The sequence below is a fragment of the Noviherbaspirillum sp. genome (genome assembly GCF_036563305.1).
Classification (GTDB): Bacteria; Pseudomonadota; Gammaproteobacteria; order Burkholderiales; family Burkholderiaceae_D; genus Noviherbaspirillum.
Window position 1 is genome coordinate 14,549 of sequence record NZ_DATCMQ010000017.1, and the last position, 23,468, is coordinate 38,016.

Genomic DNA, 23,468 nt, shown 5'->3' on the forward strand with positions numbered 1-23,468 from the left:
ACTGAGCGGTGCTGGGCTGGGCGAAAGGCGCTGCGGCTCCGAATGCGGGCTGTACTTGAAGGCCGCCGCGAGCAGGATCGCCGGACACCGTGGCCGGCGTCACGAAACGTCCTTGCCCGCCTTTCGGATTGTTCGTAGCGCGGCGCGGCGTGGTTTCCCGCGTTAGCCCTTGCCTTCTGCATTTTGTACTCCGGATCCCGGCGCGGATATGACTTCCTGCAGCCGGTGTTGTATTTGTGTTCTTCTGCATGTGATGACCGACGGCGTCATTCGCGCGATCAATGTTGGCATTGTGAATGCCACGCGCTGGAACGGCACCGCAAAAATCAAAGGAACGTGATTCCCGGGGCGACGAGTTTGTAAGAATTCTTGTATGTCCCGTTTGCTCCAGATCTAGAGGCTACGGACACCATTGTCCATTCCCGGACCCGGCATGGCCTTGTGAAGGCAGCCTGCCGAGCCGGTGGGTACAAGGCGCTTTATCAGGATTGATGGGTACGCCGCCAGCCGAGCAGTCCGTCGATGCGGCCCCGCATGGTTGCATAGCCGAGCGCAAGTTCGGCGCCGAAGGCGCCTTTCAGCAATGGCCTGAGCAAGGGCGCGGCCAGCCCGCGCAGGATGACCCAGGCGGGCAGGCGATGCTTTGCATACAGTGCGCCGGTGCCGCGTGCACGATGTCGCACCGCCAGGCGGGTCTTGGTGTTCGCCACCGGTTTCTGGGGATTGACTGCATGATGGACCTCGCCAAGAGGCTCATAGGTGAAGAGGGCGCCGGCGCGCAGCGCACGCATCACGAAGTCGGTCTCTTCGCCGGCGCCGAACCATTGTCCGACGCCGAGACGGCTGTCGAAACCGCCGATGTCCTTGAACAGCTTGCGCTCGCAGAAGAGGGTGATGGAACTGACCGGGATGTCACGGAATGCGCGGGACCGTTCCCAGGAGAGGTCGGCAGCGGAGAGGGGTTGTTCATCCTGTTCCACCCACCGCACGATAATGCCGGCCGGCGCATCACCGGCCGAATAGCGCGCCGAGACGCGTTCCAGCAGCCGCGGCGAATACCAGCAATCGTCATCGGGGAAGCCGATCCACTTGCCGCGCGCCGCTTCAATACCGACGTTGCGTGCGGCCGCCAGGTTGGCAGGGTGATGACGCAGGTGCCGCACCGACATGCCGAGATAGCGGGCGCGTTCGAGATGCGGATGCAGCCGGTCATCGTCGTTCTGGTCCACCACGATGACTTCGAAGTTGCTGAAAGTCTGTGCCGCGAGCGAGTCGAACAGTCGTGACAGCTCGTCAGTACGCCCGACGGTGGCAAGGATAAGGGAGATGTCTGGTGTTCTCATGCATGACCTTTCGCATTGATGACGCGCTGCCTGCGCACGAAGTACCGGGCATAGTGGGCCAAACGCTCCACCGGGTTGTAGCCCGCGTACTTAAGACGGACACGGAAATCCTCCGCCATGGCGGCGAGGCGCGTGCGGGACGAACTGGAAAGGCTGCCCTCGTGTTCCCGGAAGGCGGTCAGCGCCTCATCCAGCTGCACCGGCGGGTTGGTCCTGGCGATCTTCAGCCACAGGTCATAGTCCATCGCGTACTTCAGGCTGGTATCAAAGCCGCCGGCTTGCATCATCAGCTCGCGACGAACAAAAGTGGCCGGGTGTGGCACGTAGTTGCCCTTCAGGAGGCTCGCATAGCTGAAACGGGGAGCGACATAGTCATCGGCATGCAGGGTGCCGTCGATGCAGGTCATGGTCCGCCCAAACAGCCATTTGCGGCCGCTTTGTTCCATTTCCCGGGCGACGGTCGACAGCACGTCCGGGCGCAGATAATAATCATCCGAATGGAGGTAGGCGATGACGTCGCCGGTGGCGATGCGCAAGCCCTCGTTCATTGCCCTGCTCACGCCGCCCCGCACGTTCTCGAGCAGCTGGTAGGGGCGGGGCAACGCACGGATTTGTTCCAGGGTACGGTCAGTCGATCCGCCGTCGACGAAGATGTATTCGATGTGAGGGTAGTCCTGTGCCAGGAGCGAGGCGATCGACTCACCGAGGTAGGTCTCGCTGTTCCAGGTACAGGTGATGACGGAAATCGTAAGCGGCACGGCTACTTCCTTTCAGCTTGCTGGGTGACGATGTGGCAACTGGTAGATCTGCACGAGCCTGCGTGCCGCCATGTCGGCCCCGCCGAGCCCGGGCGGGGCGTAACCGAAGCGCGTCCGCGGATCGAAGCGCACGAGGTCTTCCACGAGGCTCTGCATGGTGGGATGGAGGCGGAGCTGGTCCGGACTTGCGCCATAGATCGCCAGTTCCGGCGTGCCTCCGCGCTGCAGCGCGAAAGTAGCCTTGCCGAGGAAGAGTCCTTCGAGGACCGTCGTGGCGCACGGCTCTTCCCATACGGAGGGAACCACTACCGCGCTTGCCTGTGCGGCGAGACGGAGCGTCTTCTCGGGCGAGCACCAACCGATGAAGTCCACTTGGCTTCCGCCGAAATCCTCGCGCAGCCTTGCCTCGTCCGGGCCATCGCCCGCTACCGTAACGGACAGGTGGGCGGGCATGCGCGGTGCGAGTGTGCGCAGGAATTGCTCGACTCCCTTCGCCGGGTAGAGCTTGGCGGCAATGAAGACGTGGAGACCCGGCGCTGCCGGCAGCAGGGAAGAATCCTGGCGGATGTGCTCCAGCGCGGTCCGGTCGGTGAAGTTATGGACGGTGGTTCCCCATGGACCCGGGCCGAACGAACGCTCCAGATTGTTTGCCAGCATGTCGGACACGAACACCGTCTTGTGGCGCCTGAATCCTTCTGCGACTTCGCGACGGAACCGGATGACGGCCGTCGTCGATACGGCGCGCTGCAAGCGGTTGGGCCGCGCGGTGATGCAGGAAGCGCACTCTTCCGGGTCGACGGACACGCAGACCTTGCCGTCGCGGAAACGCGTATGCTGGAAGCAGTCGCTGCCCTGGTCGTGGCGTGTCTGCACGAAGTTGACGCCGGCCGGAAGGAACCGGGCAAGGTTAGGAACATGGCCGTGATAGTGGACCACGTCATAGTTCGGTGCGTGCCTGAGGATGATGGCAGCAAACCGCTTGGCGATCACCGTCCGCTTCGGCGGCAAGTACATGCCGAGCCGGGACTCCTTCCAGCCGGCGTTGTGTCCATGCAGTTCGCCGAAGAAGCGCCCGCCGAAACGACCTTCGTCGCCGCACACCTCAATGGGATGCTCATTGTTTCCGACCAGGTCGACCTGGTGCCCCGCGCGCACCAGGGCGCGCGCCAGGTTCAGGGCGTGCTTTGCCAGGCCGCCCATGCTCGGGTAAGGGATGTCCTCGCTGACGATCAGGATGCGCATATCGTCCTCAGGACCGCAGCCGCCGGGCGCGCGATAGCACTGCCGCGCGCTCGTCGACACTGACGATGAAGAAAAGGCCGGCGACCCCCAGCGTGACGATGGCGGTGGACACGATCACGACGGTGCTGGTGATGCCCTCCGGGACCAGCCACTTCAGTGGCGCAAGCACGCAGATGATCAGTGCGCCGACAGCGAGGCTACGGCCGAATCCCTGGCGCAGCGTGTCATTGAAGGCAATAGGTACAGTCCGTCCGTGCACGAACAGCAGGAAGGTCAGTCCGAGCGTCAGCGAGGAAAACAGATGTCCTGCCGCCGCTCCCGTAATCCCGCCGAACTTCGTGCCCAGGTACACCATGCCGACGCCAAGCAGGCCGTTGGCAAGGGCGAACCTGCCGGTAACGCGTGGATGGCCGAGTGCGTCGTTGACCAGCGAAGGCACGTTGGTCAGCGAATCGATCAGCAACGCGAGCGTCATCAGGACGAGCACGAGGTATCCCTGCTGAACGAATTCCTCACCGACCCAGCGACGCAGGAACTCGTCGCCGGCAAGGACGATGATGCCAAGGGCAGCAAGATTGATATAGGTAACATAACGGAGCACACCGAAGTACACCGGCCGCAACTCGTTGATTCGCCCGGCGCCGGCAAGGGCGGACGCCCGCGGGTAGATCACGCTGGACAGGCGATAGGTGAGTCCGAGGATGCGGCCCGCCAAGGTCACTGGCACGGTATAGAACGTCAGCGCCACCGGCCCTGCGATCGCGCCGACGATCAGCTTGTCCGCATGCTGGTGCAGGGTGGATGCGATCTTGCTGAGGTAGGCATAGGCACTGAAGGAGGTAAGCGCGGCGCGCACGTCGCGCCGGGGCCAGCGCGGCGACAGGGACAATTCGAAGGTGCCGATCAGCCATGCGAGGTAGAGCACGTTGGCAGCGGCGACCGATACCCGGGCGAGAATGACGCCGACAATCCCGGTACCGGCGAGCGCCGCGGCAACCGAGGCAAGATTCACCAGCACGCCAAAAAAGGCCTCGCTCTGTGCCGAGCGGTCGTAGCGCTGCAGCGCCTGCGGCACGACCAGCAGGTAGTTCTGGGCCTGGGTCAGCGCAAAGCCGACCGCGCCAAGCTGGAATGCAAGTATCGTGTCCGCGCGCATCGCCGGCGACACCTCGAAGAAGCGGGCGATCAGGAAGTCCGAGGAGAAGTAAAGGATGCTGGCGCCGAGCAGGCCCAGGCAGCCATAGAACAGCGTACCGAACCAGAAGGTCTCCGCAAATCGCTCGCGGTCGTTCGCGGCGTGATGCTCGGCAAGATACTTGATCGATCCCGCACTGAGATTGATATCGAGTACGCCGAAATAGCCGATGACGGAGCCGACGAGGGTGACGATCCCGAACCCCTCGACACCGAGGGCGCCGATCAGGAGGGGAACGGTGGCCAGCGCAACGACCATGGGGATGGCCGAGCCGCTCAGGTTCCAGAGTGAGTTACGCAACAGCATTTGCCGTGTCCTGGGCAGATGGCGCGGCCGGCCTGCCGGCGGCCGCGTCAGGTTGGGTGGGCGTGGGCATCAACATTGTCATTGTCAGGCGGGACGGGCGTCGAGTTGGCCAGTCGGCGCGTATTGCGGCGCCGCGACGTACCGGCGGTACTGGTAGCCCTGCATGGCGACGCCGACAAACGGCATGGCAATGGTGAAGCCGAACAGCAGCATCGTGCGGAATTCGATGATTGGCGTGCCGATGAGCAGCGTGGGAATCCAGAACAGGAAGCCTGCGAAGCCGGCGTCGGCCACCAGCAGCGCCGTACCGGTCAGGTACTTGCGGTTCTTGAAGTAGTACCGGATGAAGGCGCCGAGGAATGCCACGAACAGGACAAGTCCGACGATACCCGCCTTGAGGACGATATGGCCGAATCCGCTGTGCACGAAGCCGAAGTTGGAGCCATGGTACTCAAGCCGGCCGAAATCGCCATAGAAGGTACCCCAGGTGCCGCGTCCGAACAGCCAGTGGCCTTCCATGCTCTGTGCCGCGGCATACAGTTCGTAGAAGCGACCATCCTTGATCCCGCCGCGGCCAGGGGAAATGTCATAGATCAGCGACTCGAGGATGCCGCCCGAGGTATTGAACTGCAGGCGCTGCTCGAAGAAGACACCGGCGACGCTTGCCAGCGCCACGGCGGCCAGCATGGCAAAGAAGATCTTGCGACGTCCGGGAAGGTTCAGGAACAGGAAGACGAACATGAGCGCCATGCCGATCAGGGAAGACCGACGGAACGAGAGCGCGACGGCCGCGATCTCGAGTGCCAGCAAGCCGAGCAGGAAAACCTTCCAGAACAGCGAAATCCGGAGGGTGGGCGTCGTGAGCAGCCAGGCGGCGACAAATGCGGCGAGCGCCGCCACGTAGTTGTCGCTGATGTCGAAGAAGAAGATCTTGATGTCCAGGCCTTCGAAGTTCCGGTACGGGTTGGCCGAGTCGCCGTCGAAGACGAAATACCGGATTGCGCCGAAGATCGCGCGCGCCATGGCCAGCGCAATGACCGTGAACAGCAGCAGCTTGACGTCCTTGTCGGATTCGAATGCCACGATGACCAGGTACATGAACAGCATCATGTTCAGCAGGTTCAGCATTCCGCCGTAGCCGAGGATGACGTCGAGGTCGATCCCGCTCATGAGGCCCACCACCACGTGGCCCAGCATGAGAAAGAAGAAGGCGAGGAAATACTTGTTCATCTGCGGTGCCACCGGCTGTCCGGCCGGATTGGCGAGGCGTTTGATCAGGGCAGCGACCGCCGCCGTGATCAGTACGAGGTTCAGCAGCGAGAAGTAGAACATGCCGACGCCGCGCGAATAGATGTTGCTGCTGGTTTGCAGCTCTCCCCACGTCGAGTCAGAGAAGCAGAACAGCACGCCGATGAAGCCGAAGATCACCAGTTTCGGCGCCTTGATGAAGATTCCGAAGATGATCGGGATGACGAACAGTGCGCCGACGAGGTTCGTGACGACTTCCGAAGGACTGGTAAGTGGTGGTGTGATCATGATGTGCTGTTGGTTCGCTTCTCGATGGTGCGGGTCCGGTTCCTGCCGCTGCGTGTTCCGCGACCCGTCCCGTCAGCCGCACAGTTCGGCCGTCGTCCGCACCGGCGGACGCAGCTTCCCGGCGGCGATGCGGTCGACCGGTTTTCGCCGCGGCCCCGAACCTATGCATCCACCTCCGACTTGAAGCTCTCGTAGGTGCCCCTGATTCCGTCCGTCAGCCGGATCGACGGCTGCCAGCCGAGCGCCGAGAGCTTCCCGGTATTCATGAGCTTCCGCGGCGTGCCGTCGGGCCTGCTGGTGTCATACTCGATTTCACCCTTAAAACCGACTGCATCCCTTATTATTTCGGCAACTTCGCGTATTGTGACGTCCTCGCCCGTCCCGACATTGATGTGTGACAACATCGGTGAGGTGTGCTGTTCATATGTCGGCCTTTCCAGCTCCATCACGTGTACGCAGGCATCTGCCATGTCGTCGACATGCAGGAATTCCCGCCGGGGCGTTCCCGTGCCCCAGATAACGACCTTGTCCGCGCCCGCCTTGCGCGCCTCGTGGAAGCGCCGAATGAGTGCCGGAATGACGTGGCTGTTCTCCGGGTGGTAGTTGTCGCCGGGGCCGTACAGGTTGGTCGGCATGACGCTGCGGAAGTCCGTGCCGTACTGACGGTTGTAGCTTTCGCACATCTTGATGCCGGCGATCTTGGCAATCGCGTACGGTTCATTGGTCGGCTCGAGTGCGCCGTTCATCAGATATTCTTCGCGGATCGGTTGCTCCGCCAGGCGCGGGTAGATGCAGGAAGAGCCGAGAAACAACAGCTTCTTCACACCGGCCCGCCAGGCTTCGTGGATGACGTTGGACTGCACCATCAGGTTGTCGTAAATGAATTCGGCCGGATAGCTGTTGTTGGCATGAATGCCGCCTACCTTCGCCGCCGCGAGGTAGACCTCGTCAACCTGGTTCTCGGCGAAGAAGGCCCGAACGGCAGCCTGGTCCTTCAGGTCGAGCTCGGCATGGCTCCTTGTCAGGATCGTACTGTAATCGCGTTTGCGCAAGGCCCGGACGATGGCGGAGCCGACCAGGCCGCGGTGGCCTGCCACGTAGATGCGCTTGTTCAGGTTGTTCTTCATTTGCTTCCTCTTTCCTGGCGAAGACGGGCGGTGCACGTCAGGGATTTCAGTTGTGATAGAGACTGGACAGATGTTCGTGCGACTGGAACAGGTGGTCCTTGCCCGCCGACTCGAGATCGGCCTGCAGCATCTCCCGGACCAGCTCCCTGAACCCGACCCTGGGTTTCCAGTCGAGCAGTTCACGGGCCTTGCTGGCGTCGCCGAGCATGCTGTCCACATCGGTCGGTCTGAAGTATCGCGCGTCGACGCGGACAATCACCTGATCCTTGGCAACACTCGTGTGTTTTCCCGGGTCAACGACCACTGCCACTTCATCCATTCCGCTTCCTTCCCACCGCAATACCATGCCCAGTTCCTCTGCCGAGGCGGTGACGAAATCGCGTACGCTATGTTGTTCGCCGGTGGCAACCACGTAGTCGTCGGCCTTGTCCTGCTGCACGATGCGCCACATCATCTCCACGTAGTCGCGCGCGTGTCCCCAGTCGCGTCGTGCATCGAGGTTGCCGAGGTAGATGCAGTCCTGGTGGCCCATCACCACCCGGGCCAGTCCCCGCGTAATCTTGCGGGTCACGAAGGTTTCGCCGCGCAGCGGCGACTCATGGCTGAACATGATGCCGTTGGATGCATGCATGCCGTACGCCTCCCGGTAGTTGACCGTTATCCAGTAGGCGTACAGCTTGGCGGCGGCGTACGGGCTGCGCGGCCGGAACGGCGTCTCCTCGTGCTGGGGGAAATCCCGTGACGTACCGAACATCTCGGCGGTGGAGGCCTGGTAGAAGCGGGTTTTCTTTTCCATGCCGAGTCGCCGCAGTGTTTCCAGGATGCGCAGCGGGCCAAGCGCGTCCGAATTGGCCGTGTACTCCGGCTCGTCGAACGAGACCGCCACATGGCTCTGTGCGGCAAGGTTGTAGATCTCGTCCGGCTGGGTCTCCTGAATGATCCGCAGCAGCGACGAAGAATCGGTCATGTCGCCGTGGTACAGGATGAAGCGACGCTCGCGCTCCTGCGGGTCCTGGTACAGGTGGTCGATCCGGTCCGTGTTGAAGCGCGAGGTCCGGCGCTTCACGCCATGGACGATGTAGTCCTTGGTGAGCAGGAACTCGGCAAGGTAGGCGCCATCCTGTCCGCTGACGCCGGTAATCATGGCGACCTTCCGGTCGGTGCGCTGGCTGGACTTGCCGGCGCTATCGTGCCCCTCTGTTGCGCTGTTCATTCGTGAGTCCTTCCTGTTTATCCTTGTGATTGCGGCTTCCGGGCGGCGACCGAGTCAGCGCAAGCGCTGCAGCCGGGTCGTGGAGTGCGGGCCGCGGCCGGTGAAGACGAGGAGGGCGTTCATGCAGGCCGCGCTGGCGTGTCCGGCGCGCAGGGCCCGGGGGAACTGCGCACAAACCGCGCTCCTGTAGAAACCATCTCGCGCGAGATCGCAGACCTGCTCAGTAGGCGTTCTTCCCAGTCCATCCCTTGAAGGCAGTCCAGGCGATGATGCGCAGGTCCATCCAGATCGACCAGTGCTGAATGTAGTGCAGGTCGAACTCGACGCGGGTGGCCATCTTGTCGAGCGTTTCCGTCTCGCCGCGATGACCGTGGATCTGCGCCCAGCCGGTTATTCCCGGCTTCACGCGATGGCGCAGCATGTAGGTCTCCAGCAGGTCCTTGTAGATCTCGTTGTGCTGCATTGCATGCGGGCGCGGTCCGACGACCGACATGTCGCCGAGCAGTACGTTGATGAACTGGGGCAGTTCGTCCAGGCTGGTGCGCCGAAGGAAGCCGCCGATGGGGGTGAGCCGCGGGTCGTTCTTGGTCGCCTGGGTCACGGCATTCTGCTCCTGGTGCACCTTCATCGTGCGGAACTTGTAGACGTTGAACTGGCGGCCATTCAGGCCGAGGCGAGGCTGCTTGAAGAATACCGGCCCTGGCGACGTACGCTTGATCATGATCCCGATGACGACGAACAGCGGAAGCAGCAGGAACAGGGTAACCAGCGCAAAGCTGCGGTCGAAGATCTCCTTCACGATGCCGTGAATCCCGGTGGTGATGGGCTGGTTGAGGTCGACGACGGGCAGGCCGAGGAAATTGCCCATGCGATTGCTGAGCATCTGCAGGCCAAGGACATCCGGCACCCACCGGATATCCACAAAGGTGTTGCGCATCAGGTATTGCAGCTCCTGCAGGCGAGACGACGCCGTAAGCGGAAGCGTGACCCAGATTTCATGAATGTGATTGGCAACGGCGTAGGCGTGTACCTCCTGCAAGCTGGATAGACGGGCAATGCCGGGATCCACGATCTTGCCGGAGTCGAGCGGGTCCGCGCATACTGCCTTGACGTCGTAGCCGGTCCAGTCCTGCTGCATTGCGCGGCGGTGCATCTCCTTTCCGGTGCTGCCATAGCCGACGATGATCACGCGCTTGCTGTTCAGTCCTTTTGCACGCAGCGTGCGCAGGGCATAGTAGACCGCGAAGCGGAAGATGATCAGGAAGGCGACGCCAAGCGCATACCAGTAGAACATCCAGAGTCGGGAAACATTGCCGACGTGATGGATCAGGAAACTGAAGAAGAGCCCGATGAGCAGCACAACACCCCATGAGCCGACGAGGCGAACGAACATGTCGGGGAGCGAGCGGCCGCGCCAGGACACGTAGAGTTGGAACTGCGGGAAGAGCAGGAATGCCAGGGCACTGCAGAAGTGCAGCAGGACCGTGTGGATCGGCGGCGTTTCGCTTAATGGAATGTGGAAGTGCAGGATGCCGGCGATGGCGCCGGCCAACTCGAGGACCAGTACGTCCATCAGCCGCATGGAGAGTTCGAGCCGGGAAGAGTTTGTGATGATCAAGTCGCGCATGGCTATTTTTCTGATTCGATGTTGAAACGTTTCCCTGGCGGGCTTGCCGGGCACTCGCGAGAGGGCCGGTTCCTGCTGCAACCCCACCCTGAAGGGCCGGCAATCACGCCGGCAGGCTCTCCTCCGAGTCCTTTCATCTATTACCTTTTAGGCAATGGTAGCTATTAAGCCAAGGCGGAATTTGTAAAGTATGGTTTGCTTGTCCTCCCTCAAATCCGGCATTGCCGGTGCTCAAACAGGCTGTTGTTTAGTGTCAAAAAGCGACAGCCACTGCCTACCCGATACAGAATTTTCCTAACGGAAGGGAAGCTGGACTCGGTGTGCAGCTTGCTTTTTTGCGGAGGACCGCGACCATTGCCGGCAGCAAGCCAGTTACCAAAGGGAACTAAATTCCCGTGTGGCAGCGCTTGCGCTATCATTCATCCATGACGACAGATGATTCTGCTGCCCCTACGGTGTTCGACGCGATCGGAGGGGAGTACAAGGTTCGCGAAGTGGTGGACCGGTTCTACGACCTGATGGATCTCGAGCATGAGTTCGCCGGAATACGCGCCATGCACCCGCCCGTCCTCGACGGGTCGCGCGACAAACTGTTCTGGTTCCTGTGCGGGTGGCTGGGCGGACCGGACATGTTCGTGGAGCGTTTCGGCCACCCAAGGCTAAGGGCGCGTCACCTGCCGTTCGCCATCGGGTCCGGCGAGCGCGATCAGTGGCTGCGCTGCATGGCATGGGCAATGCAGGATTGCGGCATCGATGAAGCCTTGCGCATGAGGCTGATGCATTCTTTCTTCAACACCGCCGACTGGATGCGCAATAAGGCCGGCTGACTGCTGCGTCCTTCCAAAATCACGTCGGGCATGCATGAACCTCACTGAAATCATTCTCCTGTCGCTGCTGGCCGCGATCGTCGTCCTGCAGCTCCTGCTTCTTTTCCGGACGCGCACCTCGGATGACGCCGGCCGCATGCAACTCTTGCAGGAGGCGTTGCAGCGGCATCACGAGTCGGCTTGCGAGCGCCTTGAGCGAGAGCTGCGCAATCAGGTCCTGGGCAGCGCCCAGAGCGGCCGCCAGGAACTGACCGGTAATCTGGTGCAATTCCAGCAGGCCTTGATCGCCCAGCTGACCAGCGTCGCCACGCTACAGAACAACCAGATCGATGCCTTCTCCAAGCAGCTTGCCGCGGTCACGGAAGCGAACGCCCAGCACCAGGACGCCATGCGAAAGTCGATCGCCGAACAGGCGCACGCAGGACGCGAAGAGCAGGCGGCCTCGCTGGGGCGTTTCGGCGAGATGATCAACCAGTCGCTGGCGGCGTTGACGGAGTCGAATGCCAATCGCATGGCGGAGATCCGGTCTACGCTTGAAAACCGGATCAGGGAGCTGCAGGCGGACAACGGGTCACGGCTGGAGGAGATGCGGCGCACGGTCGATGAGAAGTTGCATGCCACGCTCGAACAGCGCCTCGGCGAGTCATTCAGGCTGGTGTCGGACCGGCTCGACAAGGTGCACCAGGGCCTCGGGGAGATGCAGAAGCTCGCCATCGGCGTGGGCGACCTGAAGCGTGTTCTGACCAATGTGAAGACACGCGGTACCTGGGGTGAGATGCAGCTCGGCATGCTGCTGGACCAGGTGTTGACGCCGGACCAGTACGGAAAGAACGTCGAGACGGTGCCCGGTTCGGGCGAGCGCGTCGAATTCGCGATCCGGCTTCCCGGGCAGCAGGAGCAGGATCGCCCGGTCTGGCTGCCCGTCGATGCCAAGTTCCCGAAGGAGCAGTACGAGCGGCTGGTCGAGGCGGCGGAGGCCGCTGATGCCGACGGCGTGGCCGCCGCCGGGCGCGACCTGGAAAGGGCAGTGCGGCAGGAGGCCAAGACCATCGCCTCCAAATACCTGTCGCCGCCGCTTACCACGGACTTCGCCATCCTCTTCCTGCCGACGGAGGGGCTGTATGCCGAGGTCATGCGGCGCCCTGGCCTGGCTGATGAATTGCAGCGAAACTGCCGTGTCAGCATTGCGGGACCGTCCACCTTGTCGGCATTGCTCAACAGTCTGCAGATGGGTTTTCGCTCGATTGCGCTCGAGCGCCGTTCTTCCGAGGTCTGGGAGGTGCTGGGAGCGGTCAAGACCGAGTTCGGCAAGTTCGGCGAGGTGCTGGCTGCGACGCGAAGCACGCTCGAGCGGGCGGCAAAGAATATCGAGCAGGCCGAGACGCGCACCCGCCAGATGACGCGCAAGCTGAAATCCGTGGAAGCCTTGCCGGTAGACAAGGCGGATTTCCTTCTCGGCACCGCTGGCCCCGCGGATGACTAGGTCCGGACGCCGCCGCCGATGCCGCAAGCGGCAGTCTTGCGACTACATTAATTGTGATAACTTGTCATTCCGGCGCCGGCCTCGGCACGGCATGTTCTTAATCCCCAAGCATAAACTTCTCCCAAGACTGACACACCCTGATGGAAATAGCGATACTCCTCGGCCTGATCCTGCTCAATGGCGTATTCGCCATGTCCGAGATTGCACTGGTCACCGCCCGCAAGGCCCGTCTCCAACGCCTTGCGGAAACCGGCGATGCCGCCGCCGAAGCAGCAATCCGACTTGGCGACGATCCAAACCGCTTCTTGTCCACCGTGCAGATCGGCATCACTTCCATCGGCGTCCTCAACGGTATTGTCGGCGAGGCCACGCTGTCCAAGCCGTTCAGCATCTGGATGCAGAGCATGGGGGTGGAAAGCCCCCTCTCGGACTACCTCGCCACCGGCCTGGTGGTCGTCAGCATCACCTATTTCACCATCGTCCTCGGCGAACTGGTGCCGAAGCGTATCGGACAAATCAGTCCGGAGCCGATCGCGCGCCTGGTGGCAAGGCCGATGCTCCTGCTGGCCACGCTGACCAAGCCCTTCGTCAAGTTCCTGTCGGGGTCGACCCAGCTGGTGCTGCGCATCGTGGGCATCAAGGAGACGAACGAGCCGTCCGTTACCCAGGAAGAGATCAACATGATGCTGGCGGAAGGTTCGAGCGCCGGCGTGATCGAGCATCATGAGCATCAGATGGTGCGCAACGTGTTCCGCCTGGACGACCGCCAGATTGCGTCGCTCATGGTGCCACGCAGCGACGTCGTGTATTTCGATGTCAACGAGCCGCTCGAGACGAACCTCAAGCGTTTCGAGCAGAGCGATCATTCGCGCTACCCGGTGCTGCGCGGAGGCTGGGACGAGGTGCTCGGCGTGGCCAATGCCCGTCAGCTCCTGGCGCAGACGCTGCGGGGCGAGAAGCCGTCGCTGATGACCAGCCTGCTGCCGGCGGTCTATGTTCCCGAGTCCCTGACCGGCATGGAATTGCTGGAAAACTTCAAGAACTCGGGTGTCCAGCTCGCGTTCATCGTCGATGAGTACGGCGAAGTGCAGGGTATCGTAACGCTGCAGGACGTGATGGAAGCGATCACCGGCGAATTCAAGACGCATCGGGCCGAAGATGCATGGGCGGTGCAACGGGAAGACGGTTCCTGGCTGCTTGACGGCCTGATCCCGGTGCCGGAACTGAAGGACCGGCTCGGCCTGCAGGGTGTGCCGGAGGAGGAACGTGGCCGCTACAACACGCTGAGCGGAATGGTGATGCTCCTGCTCGGCCGCCTGCCGCAAACCACCGACCAGTGCGAATGGGAAGGGTGGATCTTCGAGATCGTCGATCTTGACGGCAAGCGCATCGACAAGGTCCTGGCACGTCCGAAGCCGGGCGTTCCGGAGCCGGTCGACGAACCTGCCGCCTAGGACACCCGCGGTCTGATTTGGGAGCGGCGTGACTGCCGCGGCTCAGCCGCCGATATACGACATCTCCACCTTCGGACCTCGCAGGGCAAGCGCCTCGGTCGCGAGGCTGCGGATCTCCGAGTAGCGGTCCGCGCGGGCGCGCCACAGGTGAGCGATGACAGTCGATATTTCTTCGTCATTGCGCCCCTGTCGCATCAGGGTACGCAGGTCGTGACCGGCCGTCGCGAACAGGCAGGTGTAGAGTTTTCCTTCGGTGGACAGGCGGATGCGTGTGCAATCGCTGCAGAACGCGCGCGTGACACTCGAGATGACCCCGATCTCGCCGCCGCCATCGGCATACCGCCAGCGCGCAGCGGTCTCGCCGCTGTAATTCGAATCGACCGGCAGCAGCGGCATCTCTTCGCTGATCATCCTGACCACCTCCGACGACGGGACCACCTCATCCAGCTTCCAGCCATTGCTTGCGCCGACATCCATGTACTCGATGAAGCGCAGGATGAATGGCGAACCCTTGAAATGGCGGGCCATCGGCAGGATCTGGTGGTCGTTCATGCCCCGCTTGACAACCATGTTGATCTTGATCGGGCCGAGTCCCACCCGATGGGCGGCATCAATGCCACGCAGCACATCCGCCACCGGGAAATCCACGTCGTTCATGCGCCGGAAGGTGCGCTCCTCGAGCGCGTCCAGTGAAACCGTAACCCGCTTCAGGCCCGCATCCTTCAGCGCCTGTGCCTGGCGTGCAAGCAACGACGCATTGGTGGTGAGCGTCAGGTCCAGGGGATCGCCCGACGGCGTCCGCAGGGCGGCCAGCATGGCAATCAGCTTGTCCAAATGCCTGCGCAGCAGCGGCTCTCCCCCCGTCAGCCGGATCTTGTGGACGCCGTGGGCGATGAAAAGCCGCGCAACGCGGGTGACTTCCTCAAAGGTCAGCAGCGAGGACTGGGGAAGGAAGGCGTGGTCCTTGTCGAATACCTCCTTCGGCATGCAGTACACGCAACGGAAGTTGCACCGGTCGGTCACCGAAATCCGCAGGTCGTGCAAGGGGCGCGCCAGCGCATCCGCGAGGAGGCCGGCAGGCGCTTCCAGTCGCGCTGGCACCACCGGCACGGGGTGCAGGACGCGGTGGTCGGCGACAGGTATGAATTTCTCTGCCATGTGCGAGAGGTGGATACGGGAGCCCGGGCGGCTAACGAAGATAAGATAGCACGAGGCCCAGAACTGCACAGCCGCCGATCAGGGTGATCGTTCCGACCTTCCATCGCAGGAGGGCAAGCGCCGCCCCGGCAGTGATGGCCATGGCGCCGAAGTCCCAGTCCGGGTAGGGCGCCTTGAGCCGGAACACATGTTCGGCAAAGAACACCGCCAGGCTGAGCATGACGCCGACCACGGCGGCCGAGATCGCCGTCAACGGCGCCGTGAAGCGGATATCGCCCCGGGTCGACTCGACGACCGGTCCGCCGGCAAGGATGAAAACGAACGAGGGCAGGAAGGTGAAAAAGGTCGCGACGGCGGCGCCTGCCGCGCCTGCCAGAAGCAGGGCGTCAGGACCGAACAGGGCCTTGGTCCATCCGCCGACGAAGCCAACGAAGGCGACCACCATGATCAGCGGGCCCGGCGTGGTCTCGCCCAGTGCAAGGCCGTCGATCATCTGCGCCGGGGTCAGCCACTGGAACGCGTCCACCGCGCCTTGGTAAACGTAGGGCAGCACCGCATAGGCGCCGCCGAACGTCATGAATGCCGCCTTGGTGAAGAACCATGCCATGCCTGCCAGCGTCGAGCCCGTTCCGTACTGCCATGCAAGGCACGCCCAGGCGACTGCGCCCAGGATGATCCCGGCCACGGCCGGCATGACAACGTGCGCCGCCGTATTGCGGGCATGGGCCGGCGTGGGTGTGTCGTCATCGATCAGCGCAGGCGGGTGAGCCATGGATGGTGTCCTGCCTGTCCTGTGTACGGTGCGAAAGCCATCCGGCAGCAGGCGACCGCCGAACAGGCCGATGATGCCTGCCCCCAGCACAATGGCCGGAAACGGCAGGCCCGCGAGAATGGCGGCAAACGCGGCAAGTGCAATGGCGACCAGCAAGCGGTTCCTGAGCGTACGGCTGCCGATGCGCCAGGCAGCGGCAAGCACGATGGCAACCACTGCCGGCTTGATCCCGTACAGCATGCCGGCAATCAGCGCCAGGTGGCCATAGGCGAGGTAGACCCATGAAAGCAGGCCGAGGGTCAGCAGCGAAGGCAGCACGAACAGCACGCCGGCGATCACGCCGCCTGCGGTCCTGTGCATCAGCCAGCCGATATAGATCGCCAGTTGGGTCGCCTCCGGCCCCGGCAGCAGCATGCAATAGTTCAGGGCGTGCAGGAAACGTTGTTCCGAAATCCAGCGGCGGCGTTCGACCAGATCGGCGTGCATGATCGCGATTTGTCCCGCCGGTCCGCCGAAGCTGATGAAACCCAGTTTCAGCCAATATCGGAACGCCTCGCGAAGGCTGACTGCAGGTGGCGGGGTGGAAGGGGCGCGTTGCATTTGTCGTGTCGGCAGAAATGGCGGGAAAGAAAAAGGGGAGCATTGCTGCTCCCCTTGGCTTTCAGTCGACGTGCCGCAATCGAAGGACCGCGGCACGCGCATCGGCAATCAACGCCGGGTTTCGACCTGAACCAGCGGCTCCGTCGACAGCGGCGGCAGCGGTTTGCGCTCACGGGGGACGCGAGGTGCCGGTACCAGCTTGGCAGCAGCTTCCTGGGCTGCGCGCAGCTTGACAGGGTCGGTGACGGCAAGCGTGAGGCCGGCAGCAGCCAGAACCGTTTCGAGGTTATCGAGCGGCAAGGGCGCCGGCGCAATTGCAGCAGCCGGGGCAGCAGCAGCCGGGGCAGCAGCAGCCGGAGCGGCAGCAGCCGGCTCGATCACAACCGGAGCCGGCGGCACCGGCTCTTCCGCCGCAACTTCTGCGTCGGCATCGGCATCTACGGTGTCGGCATCGCCGGATTTGACCGCCTCGAATCCGGTTGCAAGCTGCGGCGCGATGTAACCTGTCTCGGGTTCCTCCTCAGGCAGCGTTGCGGCCGGCGCAAGAGCAGGCACTGCGACTTCGCGCTGGTCGGGCGTGGCGTCGAGACCGACTGGCTCCACCTGCACTTCGGGCTCGGCTACGGCGGCGTCCTCGATGCCGCCGGCTTCGGCGGCGCCTTCGCCGCTTTCCCCGATCAGTTCGCCGGTTTCGCGATCACGGCGATTGCGGTTGCGGCCACCGCGGCGGCGGCGGCGGCGGCGCTCTTCGCCCTGCTCGCCACCGGTCTCGTCGCCGGCAGCGCCTGCAAGCACCTCGTCGGCCTCGTCGGCAACGGTAACCGGGACCTCTGCGACTGCGGGCATGGCGACGCTGTCGATGACGGCCGCTGCCAACGCTTCATCAGCAGTGACTTCCTTGCGTTCTTCGCGTTGGCGAGAAGCACGTTCCCGGCGGTTTTCGCCTTGCTCCCTGGTTTCGCGCGGCTCACGTGTTTCCCGCGGCTCGCGCGGCTCACGCACTTCGCGCGGCTCACGTGCTTCGCGCGGCTCCCTGGTTTCGCGCGGCTCGCGCGCTTCACGCGGCTCGCGGATCTCTCGCGGCTCACGTTGCTCGCGGGGCGCACGCGGCTCGCGACCCTCGCGCGGCTCGCGCGGCTCACGCGCAGGCCGCGGTGCTGCTGCCGTGGCTCCGGCGGCCTGCTTCGCGCTGTCTTCACGCTCTTCGCCGCGCTCACGGCCACGACCGCGGCCACGGTTACGTCCCCGTCCATTGCGCTCATTGCGCTCCCGGTTCTGCTGGGGTTTCTCCTCGGCTGCGGGCGCTGGCGCCGCTTCCGGCGCAACACGCTTCTTGCGGAAGAAGCCGAAGACCCGGCTCAGGAAGCCTTCTTCCTCGACCGGAACGGGAGGCGCGGCAACTGGTGCGGGCGCGACCTCTACCGGCTTGCGCTCGACGATAGGCGCGGGCTGGTCGGGAGTAATGCCCTTGACCACCGCTTCCTGGCGCGGACGTGCTTCTTCCTTCTGGCGCTTGCCGTAGCTGATCTCCGTATCGACTTCCTCGGCCATGGCATAGCTTGCCTGCGCATCTTCCAGGCGCGGATCGTCATGCTTGATCCGCTCGAGCTTGTAATGCGGGGTTTCGAGGTGCTTGTTCGGAATCATGATGACCGTCACGCGGTGACGGGTCTCAATCTTCAGGATCTCGCCGCGCTTCTCGTTCAGCAGGAAGGCGGCGACGTCCACCGGCGCCTGTACATGGATCGCGGCCGAGTTTTCCTTCATCGCTTCCTCCTGGATGATGCGCAGCACCTGCAGCGCGGAGGACTCGGTATCGCGGATATGGCCGGTGCCGTTGCAACGGGGGCAGGTGACGTGGCTGCCATCGGACAGCGAGGGGCGCAGGCGCTGGCGCGACAGTTCCATCAGGCCGAAGCGGGAAATCTTGCCCATCTGTACGCGGGCGCGGTCGAAGCGCAGCGCGTCCTTCAGGCGATTCTCGACTTCGCGCTGGTTCTTCGCGTTCTCCATGTCGATGAAATCGATCACGATCAGGCCGCCCAGGTCGCGCAGGCGCAACTGGCGTGCAACTTCGTCGGCGGCCTCGAGATTGGTGTTGAGGGCAGTAGTCTCGATGTCGCTGCCGCGCGTGGCCCGCGCCGAGTTGACGTCGATCGACACCAGTGCTTCCGTGTGGTCGATCACGATGGCGCCGCCGGAGGGCAGCGGGACCGTGCGGGAATAGGCGGTCTCGATCTGGTGTTCGATCTGGAAGCGCGAGAACAGCGGCACGTCGTCGCGATAGCGCTTTACGCGGTGCACCATGTCCGGCATCACATGCGACATGAACTGCTGCGCCTGCTCGTAGATATCGTCGGTGTCGATCAGGATCTCGCCGATATCAGGCTGGAAATAGTCGCGGATGGCGCGGATGACCAGGGACGATTCCTGGTAGATGAGGAAGGCGCCCGGCGCCGACTGGCCGGCGCCCTCGATCGCACGCCACAGCTGCATCAGGTAGTTCAGGTCCCACTGCAGTTCCTCGACGTTGCGGCCGATGCCGGCAGTGCGGGCAATGACCGACATGCCCGACGGGAGGTCGAGCTTGTCCATGGTCTCGCGCAATTCCTGGCGGTCTTCGCCTTCCACGCGACGGGAAACGCCACCGCCGCGCGGATTGTTCGGCATCAGGACGAGGTAGCGTCCCGCCAGCGAGATGAAGGAGGTCAGTGCCGCGCCCTTGTTGCCGCGCTCTTCCTTCTCCACCTGGACCATGATCTCCTGGCCCTCGCGCAGCGCGTCCTTGATGGTCGCGTTGCGGACATCCACGCCTTCCTTGAAATAGCTCCGAGCGACTTCCTTGAACGGGAGGAAGCCATGACGCTCCTCGCCGTAGTTGACGAAGCAGGCTTCCAGGGAAGGTTCGATCCGGGTAATCACACCTTTGTAGATGTTCGACTTGCGCTGCTCGCGCCCGGCGGTCTCGATATCGATATCGATGAGCTTCTGCCCATCGACGATGGCCACGCGCAGCTCTTCCTGCTGCGTGGCATTGAACAACATGCGTTTCATTTTTCTCGCTCCGTGACTCTAAGGTCATCTTCAAGCCCGCAAGCGGCAGCGCCGGCAGTGCGGGATGTATATGGATGTACGCGAGGTCGGAGTGCTTGAGGAGGGAATTGCCTTCAGTGTGCGGAAGCGCAGAACGAAAACGCCAGAGCCGCAACGGGGCGCGGATGTCCGTGACGCGAATGCCGGGTAGCCGCTGTCACCGCCACGGGCGGGGAGAGCGGAGGACTGTGCGTCGCAACGGGCAACGCACAGACAGATGGAGCCAGCAAGAACATGGAGTCCAACATTAACGGCAAACAGGGTCCCGGTACATCAACCAGCAAGCATCCTGTATCAGGAAGTGCTTGCCGGACTTATCCTTGAATTTCAAGCAATCTTGTCCATCGCGATCGCGCATCTCCGATTACAACTGCGGTGCAACCCTGAGCGGCGCGAATACGATGCGTACACATCTTTTCCATTGAATTTGCTGCAACGCGGGGCCGATGGAGACGCCCCTGTGTAGAATGTGCTTTTTATTCTTACACACGCATCGGGTGTAACCGATGCGAAACAATTATATAAGCAAAATGAAGGACTTAGCGAGATTTTCTGGCGATCGGACAGAAACGGGTACGCTCAGCCAGTCCTCGCAGGCCGCAGCGCAGGTCCGAGTGGTCACCATTTCCAGCGAGGAGGCGGACCAGCGCATCGACAATTACCTGCTTCGGGAATGCAAGGGAGTACCGAAGAGCCATATCTACCGGGTGCTGAGGTCAGGGGAGGTCCGCGTCAACAAGGGGCGCATCGACCAGACCTACCGTCTGCAGGAAGGCGACGTCGTCCGCATTCCGCCGATCCGGGTTGCCGAAAAGGCAAAACACAGCGTTCCCCCGGCGGAGTTCACGGTCCTGCTCGAAGATGCGCACGTGCTCGTCGTGGACAAGCCGGCGGGCGTGGCCGTCCACGGCGGGTCCGGCGTCAGCTTCGGCGTGATCGAGCAGTTGAGGGCCTCGCGTCCCGAGGCGAAATTCCTGGAGCTCGTGCACCGGCTGGACCGCGAAACCTCGGGCATCCTGATGCTGGCCAAGAAACGTTCCGCGCTGGTGCACCTGCATGAACAGATCCGGGAGGGGCGGCTGGACAAGCGGTATTTTGCACTGGTCCACGGGGAATGGCAGAATGCGCGGCAGCATGTCAAATTGCCTCTGTTTAAATACACGACGCCCGATGGCGAGCGGCGGGTGAGGGTGCAGGCGGACGGGCAGCCGTCGCATACCGTCTTCAATCTGGTACGGCGCTATGGCGGCTATGCCTTGCTGGAAGCGGAATTGAAGACCGGGCGGACCCACCAGATCCGGGTCCATCTGGCCTCCAGCGGATTTCCCATTGCGGGGGACGACAAGTATGGGGACTTCGGTCTCAACCGGGCGCTGCAGAAGGCGGATGGAAACCGCGCAGCGCTCAAGCGGATGTTCCTGCACGCACATCAGCTGACATTCGTCCATCCCGGATCGAATGAGAGCGTCACGCTGTCTGCGCCGTTGCCGCCGGAATGCCGGCTATTCCTGCGCAGCCTCGAGTCCGGGTCGGCCTGAAACACCGCCGGATACAATCCGATTCATCGCAAAACATGACAAAAAAACGGTTCGACCTGATTGTTTTCGACTGGGACGGCACCCTGATGGACAGCACGGCGACGATCGCCGCTTGCATCCAGGCGGCCGCGAAGGACCTTGGGCTGGCCGTACCCAGCAATCGCCAGGCGTCCTATGTCATCGGGCTTGGCCTCCAGGAGGCCATGCAGGCTGCCTTGCCCGATCTCGAACCCCGCCATTACCCCCGGGTGGTCGAGCGCTACCGCTATCACTACCTGGCCAAGGACAAGGGGCTCACGCTGTTTGACGGCGTGCGCGACATGCTCGCCGACCTGTCCCAGCGAGGCTATTTCCTGGCCATCGCCACCGGCAAGAGCCGCGTTGGCCTCAATCGGGCGCTCGACGCGGCGAACCTGCTGTCGGTGTTTGATGCAACCCGGTGCGCTGACGAGACGTTTTCCAAACCCCATCCGGCAATGCTGCAGGAACTGACGCGCGAACTCGGCCAGGACATCGAGCGCACGGTCATGATCGGCGACACGACGCACGATCTGCAGATGGCGATCAATGCGGGTGCCGCCGGGATCGCCGTCCATTACGGCGCCCATGCGGTCCACGAGCTGGAAGCGCTCAATCCCGTGTATTCGGCGTCTTCCGTTGCCGAGCTCCATCGCTGGCTGATCGACAATGCATAGTGCAACCCCTGCCGATGGGGCCATCCCGATCTGCGCATCGGAGGTGCTGACCGAGGGGGGAAAGGGCTGGCGTTTTCCCGTCAGTGCCGGCGGCACGCCAAGCACCGGCTTCGCAGTGCGTTACGACGGCAGGGTAGTCGCCTATCTCAACAGGTGCGCGCATGTGCCGATCGAGCTGGACTGGAACGAGGGCGAGTTCTTTGAATCGAGCGGCTTGTACCTGATGTGTTCCACGCACGGCGCGCTCTATGAGCCCGACAGCGGCCGATGCGCGGGCGGTCCTTGTCGCAACGGACGTTTGCGCCCCATCAGCGTCCTGGAAGTCGACGGCCAGATATTCTGGCAGCCGGATGACTACGTAAAACCCCTGGGGGTGCAACCCCCGTCCTTGAATGAATGAGAAACATGGCTGATGACAATTTCGAAAGCGGCAATCGGAATGCAAGCGGTGCGGCGCCGGAACGGGGCCGGGAATGGGAGCGCGACCTGCTCGAGAGGCTCGCATTCGCCGCGCTCAAGGAGCAGCGCGCACGGCGCCGCTGGAACATCTTCTTCCGCTGTGCGATGCTGGTGCTGGTCCTCGCGGGCCTGTGGCTTGCACTGGGCAGCGGCGTCGCAGAGGATGAGGCAGTCGGGCCCCACACGGCCCTGATCGACATCGACGGCACAATCGAGTCGGGCACCTCGGGTGCAGCCGACAACGTGGTTCCCGCCCTTAACCGCGCCTACGCGGACGACACCGCCGTGGGCATCATCCTGCGCATCAACAGTCCCGGCGGAAGCCCGGTCCAGGCCGGCATCATCAATGACGAAATCGTGCGCCTGCGCAAGCAGTATCCGAAGAAGCCGCTCTACGTCGTGGTCGACGAGATGTGCGCCTCGGGCGGCTATTACATCGCCGCCGCGGCGGACAAGATTTTCGTCAACAAGGCCAGCATCGTGGGCTCCATCGGCGTCCTGATGGAAGGCTTCGGCTTCACCGGCCTGATGGACAAGGTCGGCGTCGAACGACGCTTGATGACCGCCGGTGAGAACAAGGGGTTCATGGACCCGTTCAGCCCGCAGAGTGCCAAACAGAAAAACTATGCGCAGGAGATGCTGGACGAAGTCCACCAGCAATTCATCGATGTGGTGCGGCAGGGGCGGGGAAGCCGACTCAAGGAAACACCGGAAACTTTCTCGGGTCTGTTCTGGAGCGGATCGAAGGCAGTGGAAATCGGACTCGCCGATGGTTTCGGCACCGTGGACACGGTAGCCCGCGACGAACTGAAAGCGGAGGAGATCGTCGACTATACCCAGCGCGAGGGACTGTCCGAACGCCTTCTCAAGCGGTTCGGCGGCGCCGTCGGCAGCGCTGCCGCACAGGCCGTCTGGTCCCAGGCCGGACGCGCTTCGATGCGGTAACCTGCCGCCTCGTTGCTGCGCACGGAGACCTTGAAACCGTATCGCACCGGCCTATACTGCAGACGTCTGGTTGCTGCTTCGATCCTGGCTACCCAAA

At 62.9% G+C, this 23,468-nt stretch carries 18 protein-coding genes; 7 read left to right on the forward strand and 11 right to left on the reverse strand.

Translation table 11 applies throughout. From position 1 onward, the window contains the following. Positions 1 to 482 precede the first annotated feature (482 nt). From VIM12_RS19715 to VIM12_RS19750, 8 genes are all read right to left on the reverse strand, one after another. Positions 483 to 1,343, reverse strand: a complete 861-nt coding sequence (locus VIM12_RS19715) for a glycosyltransferase family A protein (RefSeq protein WP_331943925.1) — start codon at positions 1,341 to 1,343, stop codon at positions 483 to 485. Then, entirely contained in the window at positions 1,340 to 2,101 is a 762-nt protein-coding gene (locus tag VIM12_RS19720; RefSeq protein WP_331943926.1) for a glycosyltransferase family 2 protein, read from the reverse strand. Before VIM12_RS19720 ends, VIM12_RS19715 begins: the two co-directional genes overlap by 4 nt. Before the next feature lie 12 nt (positions 2,102 to 2,113). Beyond that, positions 2,114 to 3,343, reverse strand: a complete 1,230-nt coding sequence (locus VIM12_RS19725; RefSeq protein WP_331943928.1) for a glycosyltransferase family 4 protein — start codon at positions 3,341 to 3,343, stop codon at positions 2,114 to 2,116. 7 nt (positions 3,344 to 3,350) lie between these two features. Continuing rightward, entirely contained in the window at positions 3,351 to 4,844 is a 1,494-nt protein-coding gene (locus VIM12_RS19730; protein WP_331943930.1) for an oligosaccharide flippase family protein, read from the reverse strand. A gap of 84 nt (positions 4,845 to 4,928) precedes the next feature. Then, complete coding sequence (locus VIM12_RS19735) at positions 4,929 to 6,380, reverse strand: O-antigen ligase family protein (protein ID WP_331943932.1); 1,452 nt, start codon at positions 6,378 to 6,380, stop codon at positions 4,929 to 4,931. A gap of 161 nt (positions 6,381 to 6,541) precedes the next feature. Continuing rightward, complete coding sequence (gene fcl / locus VIM12_RS19740) at positions 6,542 to 7,507, reverse strand: GDP-L-fucose synthase (RefSeq protein WP_331943934.1); 966 nt, start codon at positions 7,505 to 7,507, stop codon at positions 6,542 to 6,544. A gap of 46 nt (positions 7,508 to 7,553) precedes the next feature. Then, the gene (gene gmd / locus VIM12_RS19745; protein ID WP_331943936.1) at positions 7,554 to 8,720 is read right to left on the reverse strand and encodes a GDP-mannose 4,6-dehydratase; all 1,167 of its coding nucleotides are present in this window, start codon (positions 8,718 to 8,720) and stop codon (positions 7,554 to 7,556) included. Positions 8,721 to 8,940: 220 nt separating this feature from the next. Next, entirely contained in the window at positions 8,941 to 10,347 is a 1,407-nt protein-coding gene (locus VIM12_RS19750; protein WP_331943938.1) for an undecaprenyl-phosphate glucose phosphotransferase, read from the reverse strand. A 425-nt stretch (positions 10,348 to 10,772) separates the two neighbouring features. Here VIM12_RS19750 and VIM12_RS19755 point away from each other — a divergent pair, with 425 nt between their 5' ends. The 3 genes from VIM12_RS19755 (at position 10,773) to VIM12_RS19765 (ending at position 14,111) form a co-directional block, all read left to right on the forward strand. Continuing rightward, complete coding sequence (locus tag VIM12_RS19755) at positions 10,773 to 11,174, forward strand: group II truncated hemoglobin (protein ID WP_331943940.1); 402 nt, start codon at positions 10,773 to 10,775, stop codon at positions 11,172 to 11,174. 34 nt (positions 11,175 to 11,208) lie between these two features. Next, positions 11,209 to 12,657, forward strand: a complete 1,449-nt coding sequence (locus tag VIM12_RS19760) for a DNA recombination protein RmuC (RefSeq protein WP_331943942.1) — start codon at positions 11,209 to 11,211, stop codon at positions 12,655 to 12,657. A gap of 140 nt (positions 12,658 to 12,797) precedes the next feature. Next, positions 12,798 to 14,111, forward strand: a complete 1,314-nt coding sequence (locus tag VIM12_RS19765; protein ID WP_331943944.1) for a hemolysin family protein — start codon at positions 12,798 to 12,800, stop codon at positions 14,109 to 14,111. A gap of 42 nt (positions 14,112 to 14,153) precedes the next feature. Here the strand turns inward: VIM12_RS19765 and moaA are convergent, their stop codons facing one another. From moaA to VIM12_RS19780, 3 genes are all read right to left on the reverse strand, one after another. Further along, positions 14,154 to 15,269 carry a GTP 3',8-cyclase MoaA gene (gene moaA, locus VIM12_RS19770; RefSeq protein WP_331943946.1) on the reverse strand — a complete coding sequence of 372 codons (1,116 nt, stop codon included), beginning with the start codon at positions 15,267 to 15,269 and terminating at the stop codon, positions 14,154 to 14,156. Positions 15,270 to 15,300: 31 nt separating this feature from the next. Next, positions 15,301 to 16,641: a chromate efflux transporter gene (gene chrA / locus VIM12_RS19775; protein ID WP_331943948.1), complete on the reverse strand. Its 1,341-nt coding sequence runs from the start codon at positions 16,639 to 16,641 to the stop codon at positions 15,301 to 15,303. A 108-nt stretch (positions 16,642 to 16,749) separates the two neighbouring features. Then, positions 16,750 to 19,695: an Rne/Rng family ribonuclease gene (locus VIM12_RS19780; protein ID WP_331943950.1), complete on the reverse strand. Its 2,946-nt coding sequence runs from the start codon at positions 19,693 to 19,695 to the stop codon at positions 16,750 to 16,752. 569 nt (positions 19,696 to 20,264) lie between these two features. Between VIM12_RS19780 and VIM12_RS19785 the strand changes: the two genes are divergently transcribed. The 4 genes from VIM12_RS19785 to VIM12_RS19800 are packed head-to-tail and all read left to right on the forward strand — an operon-like array spanning position 20,265 to position 23,371. Further along, entirely contained in the window at positions 20,265 to 21,272 is a 1,008-nt protein-coding gene (locus tag VIM12_RS19785) for an RluA family pseudouridine synthase (protein WP_331943952.1), read from the forward strand. A gap of 35 nt (positions 21,273 to 21,307) precedes the next feature. Then, positions 21,308 to 21,967: an HAD-IIIA family hydrolase gene (locus VIM12_RS19790; protein ID WP_331943954.1), complete on the forward strand. Its 660-nt coding sequence runs from the start codon at positions 21,308 to 21,310 to the stop codon at positions 21,965 to 21,967. Beyond that, positions 21,960 to 22,367, forward strand: coding sequence for a Rieske (2Fe-2S) protein (locus VIM12_RS19795; RefSeq protein WP_331943956.1), 408 nt, complete (start codon positions 21,960 to 21,962; stop codon positions 22,365 to 22,367). The genes VIM12_RS19790 and VIM12_RS19795 overlap by 8 nt, the downstream gene beginning before the upstream one ends. Further along, positions 22,364 to 23,371: a S49 family peptidase gene (locus tag VIM12_RS19800; RefSeq protein WP_414691812.1), complete on the forward strand. Its 1,008-nt coding sequence runs from the start codon at positions 22,364 to 22,366 to the stop codon at positions 23,369 to 23,371. The genes VIM12_RS19795 and VIM12_RS19800 overlap by 4 nt, the downstream gene beginning before the upstream one ends. Positions 23,372 to 23,468 lie beyond the last annotated feature (97 nt).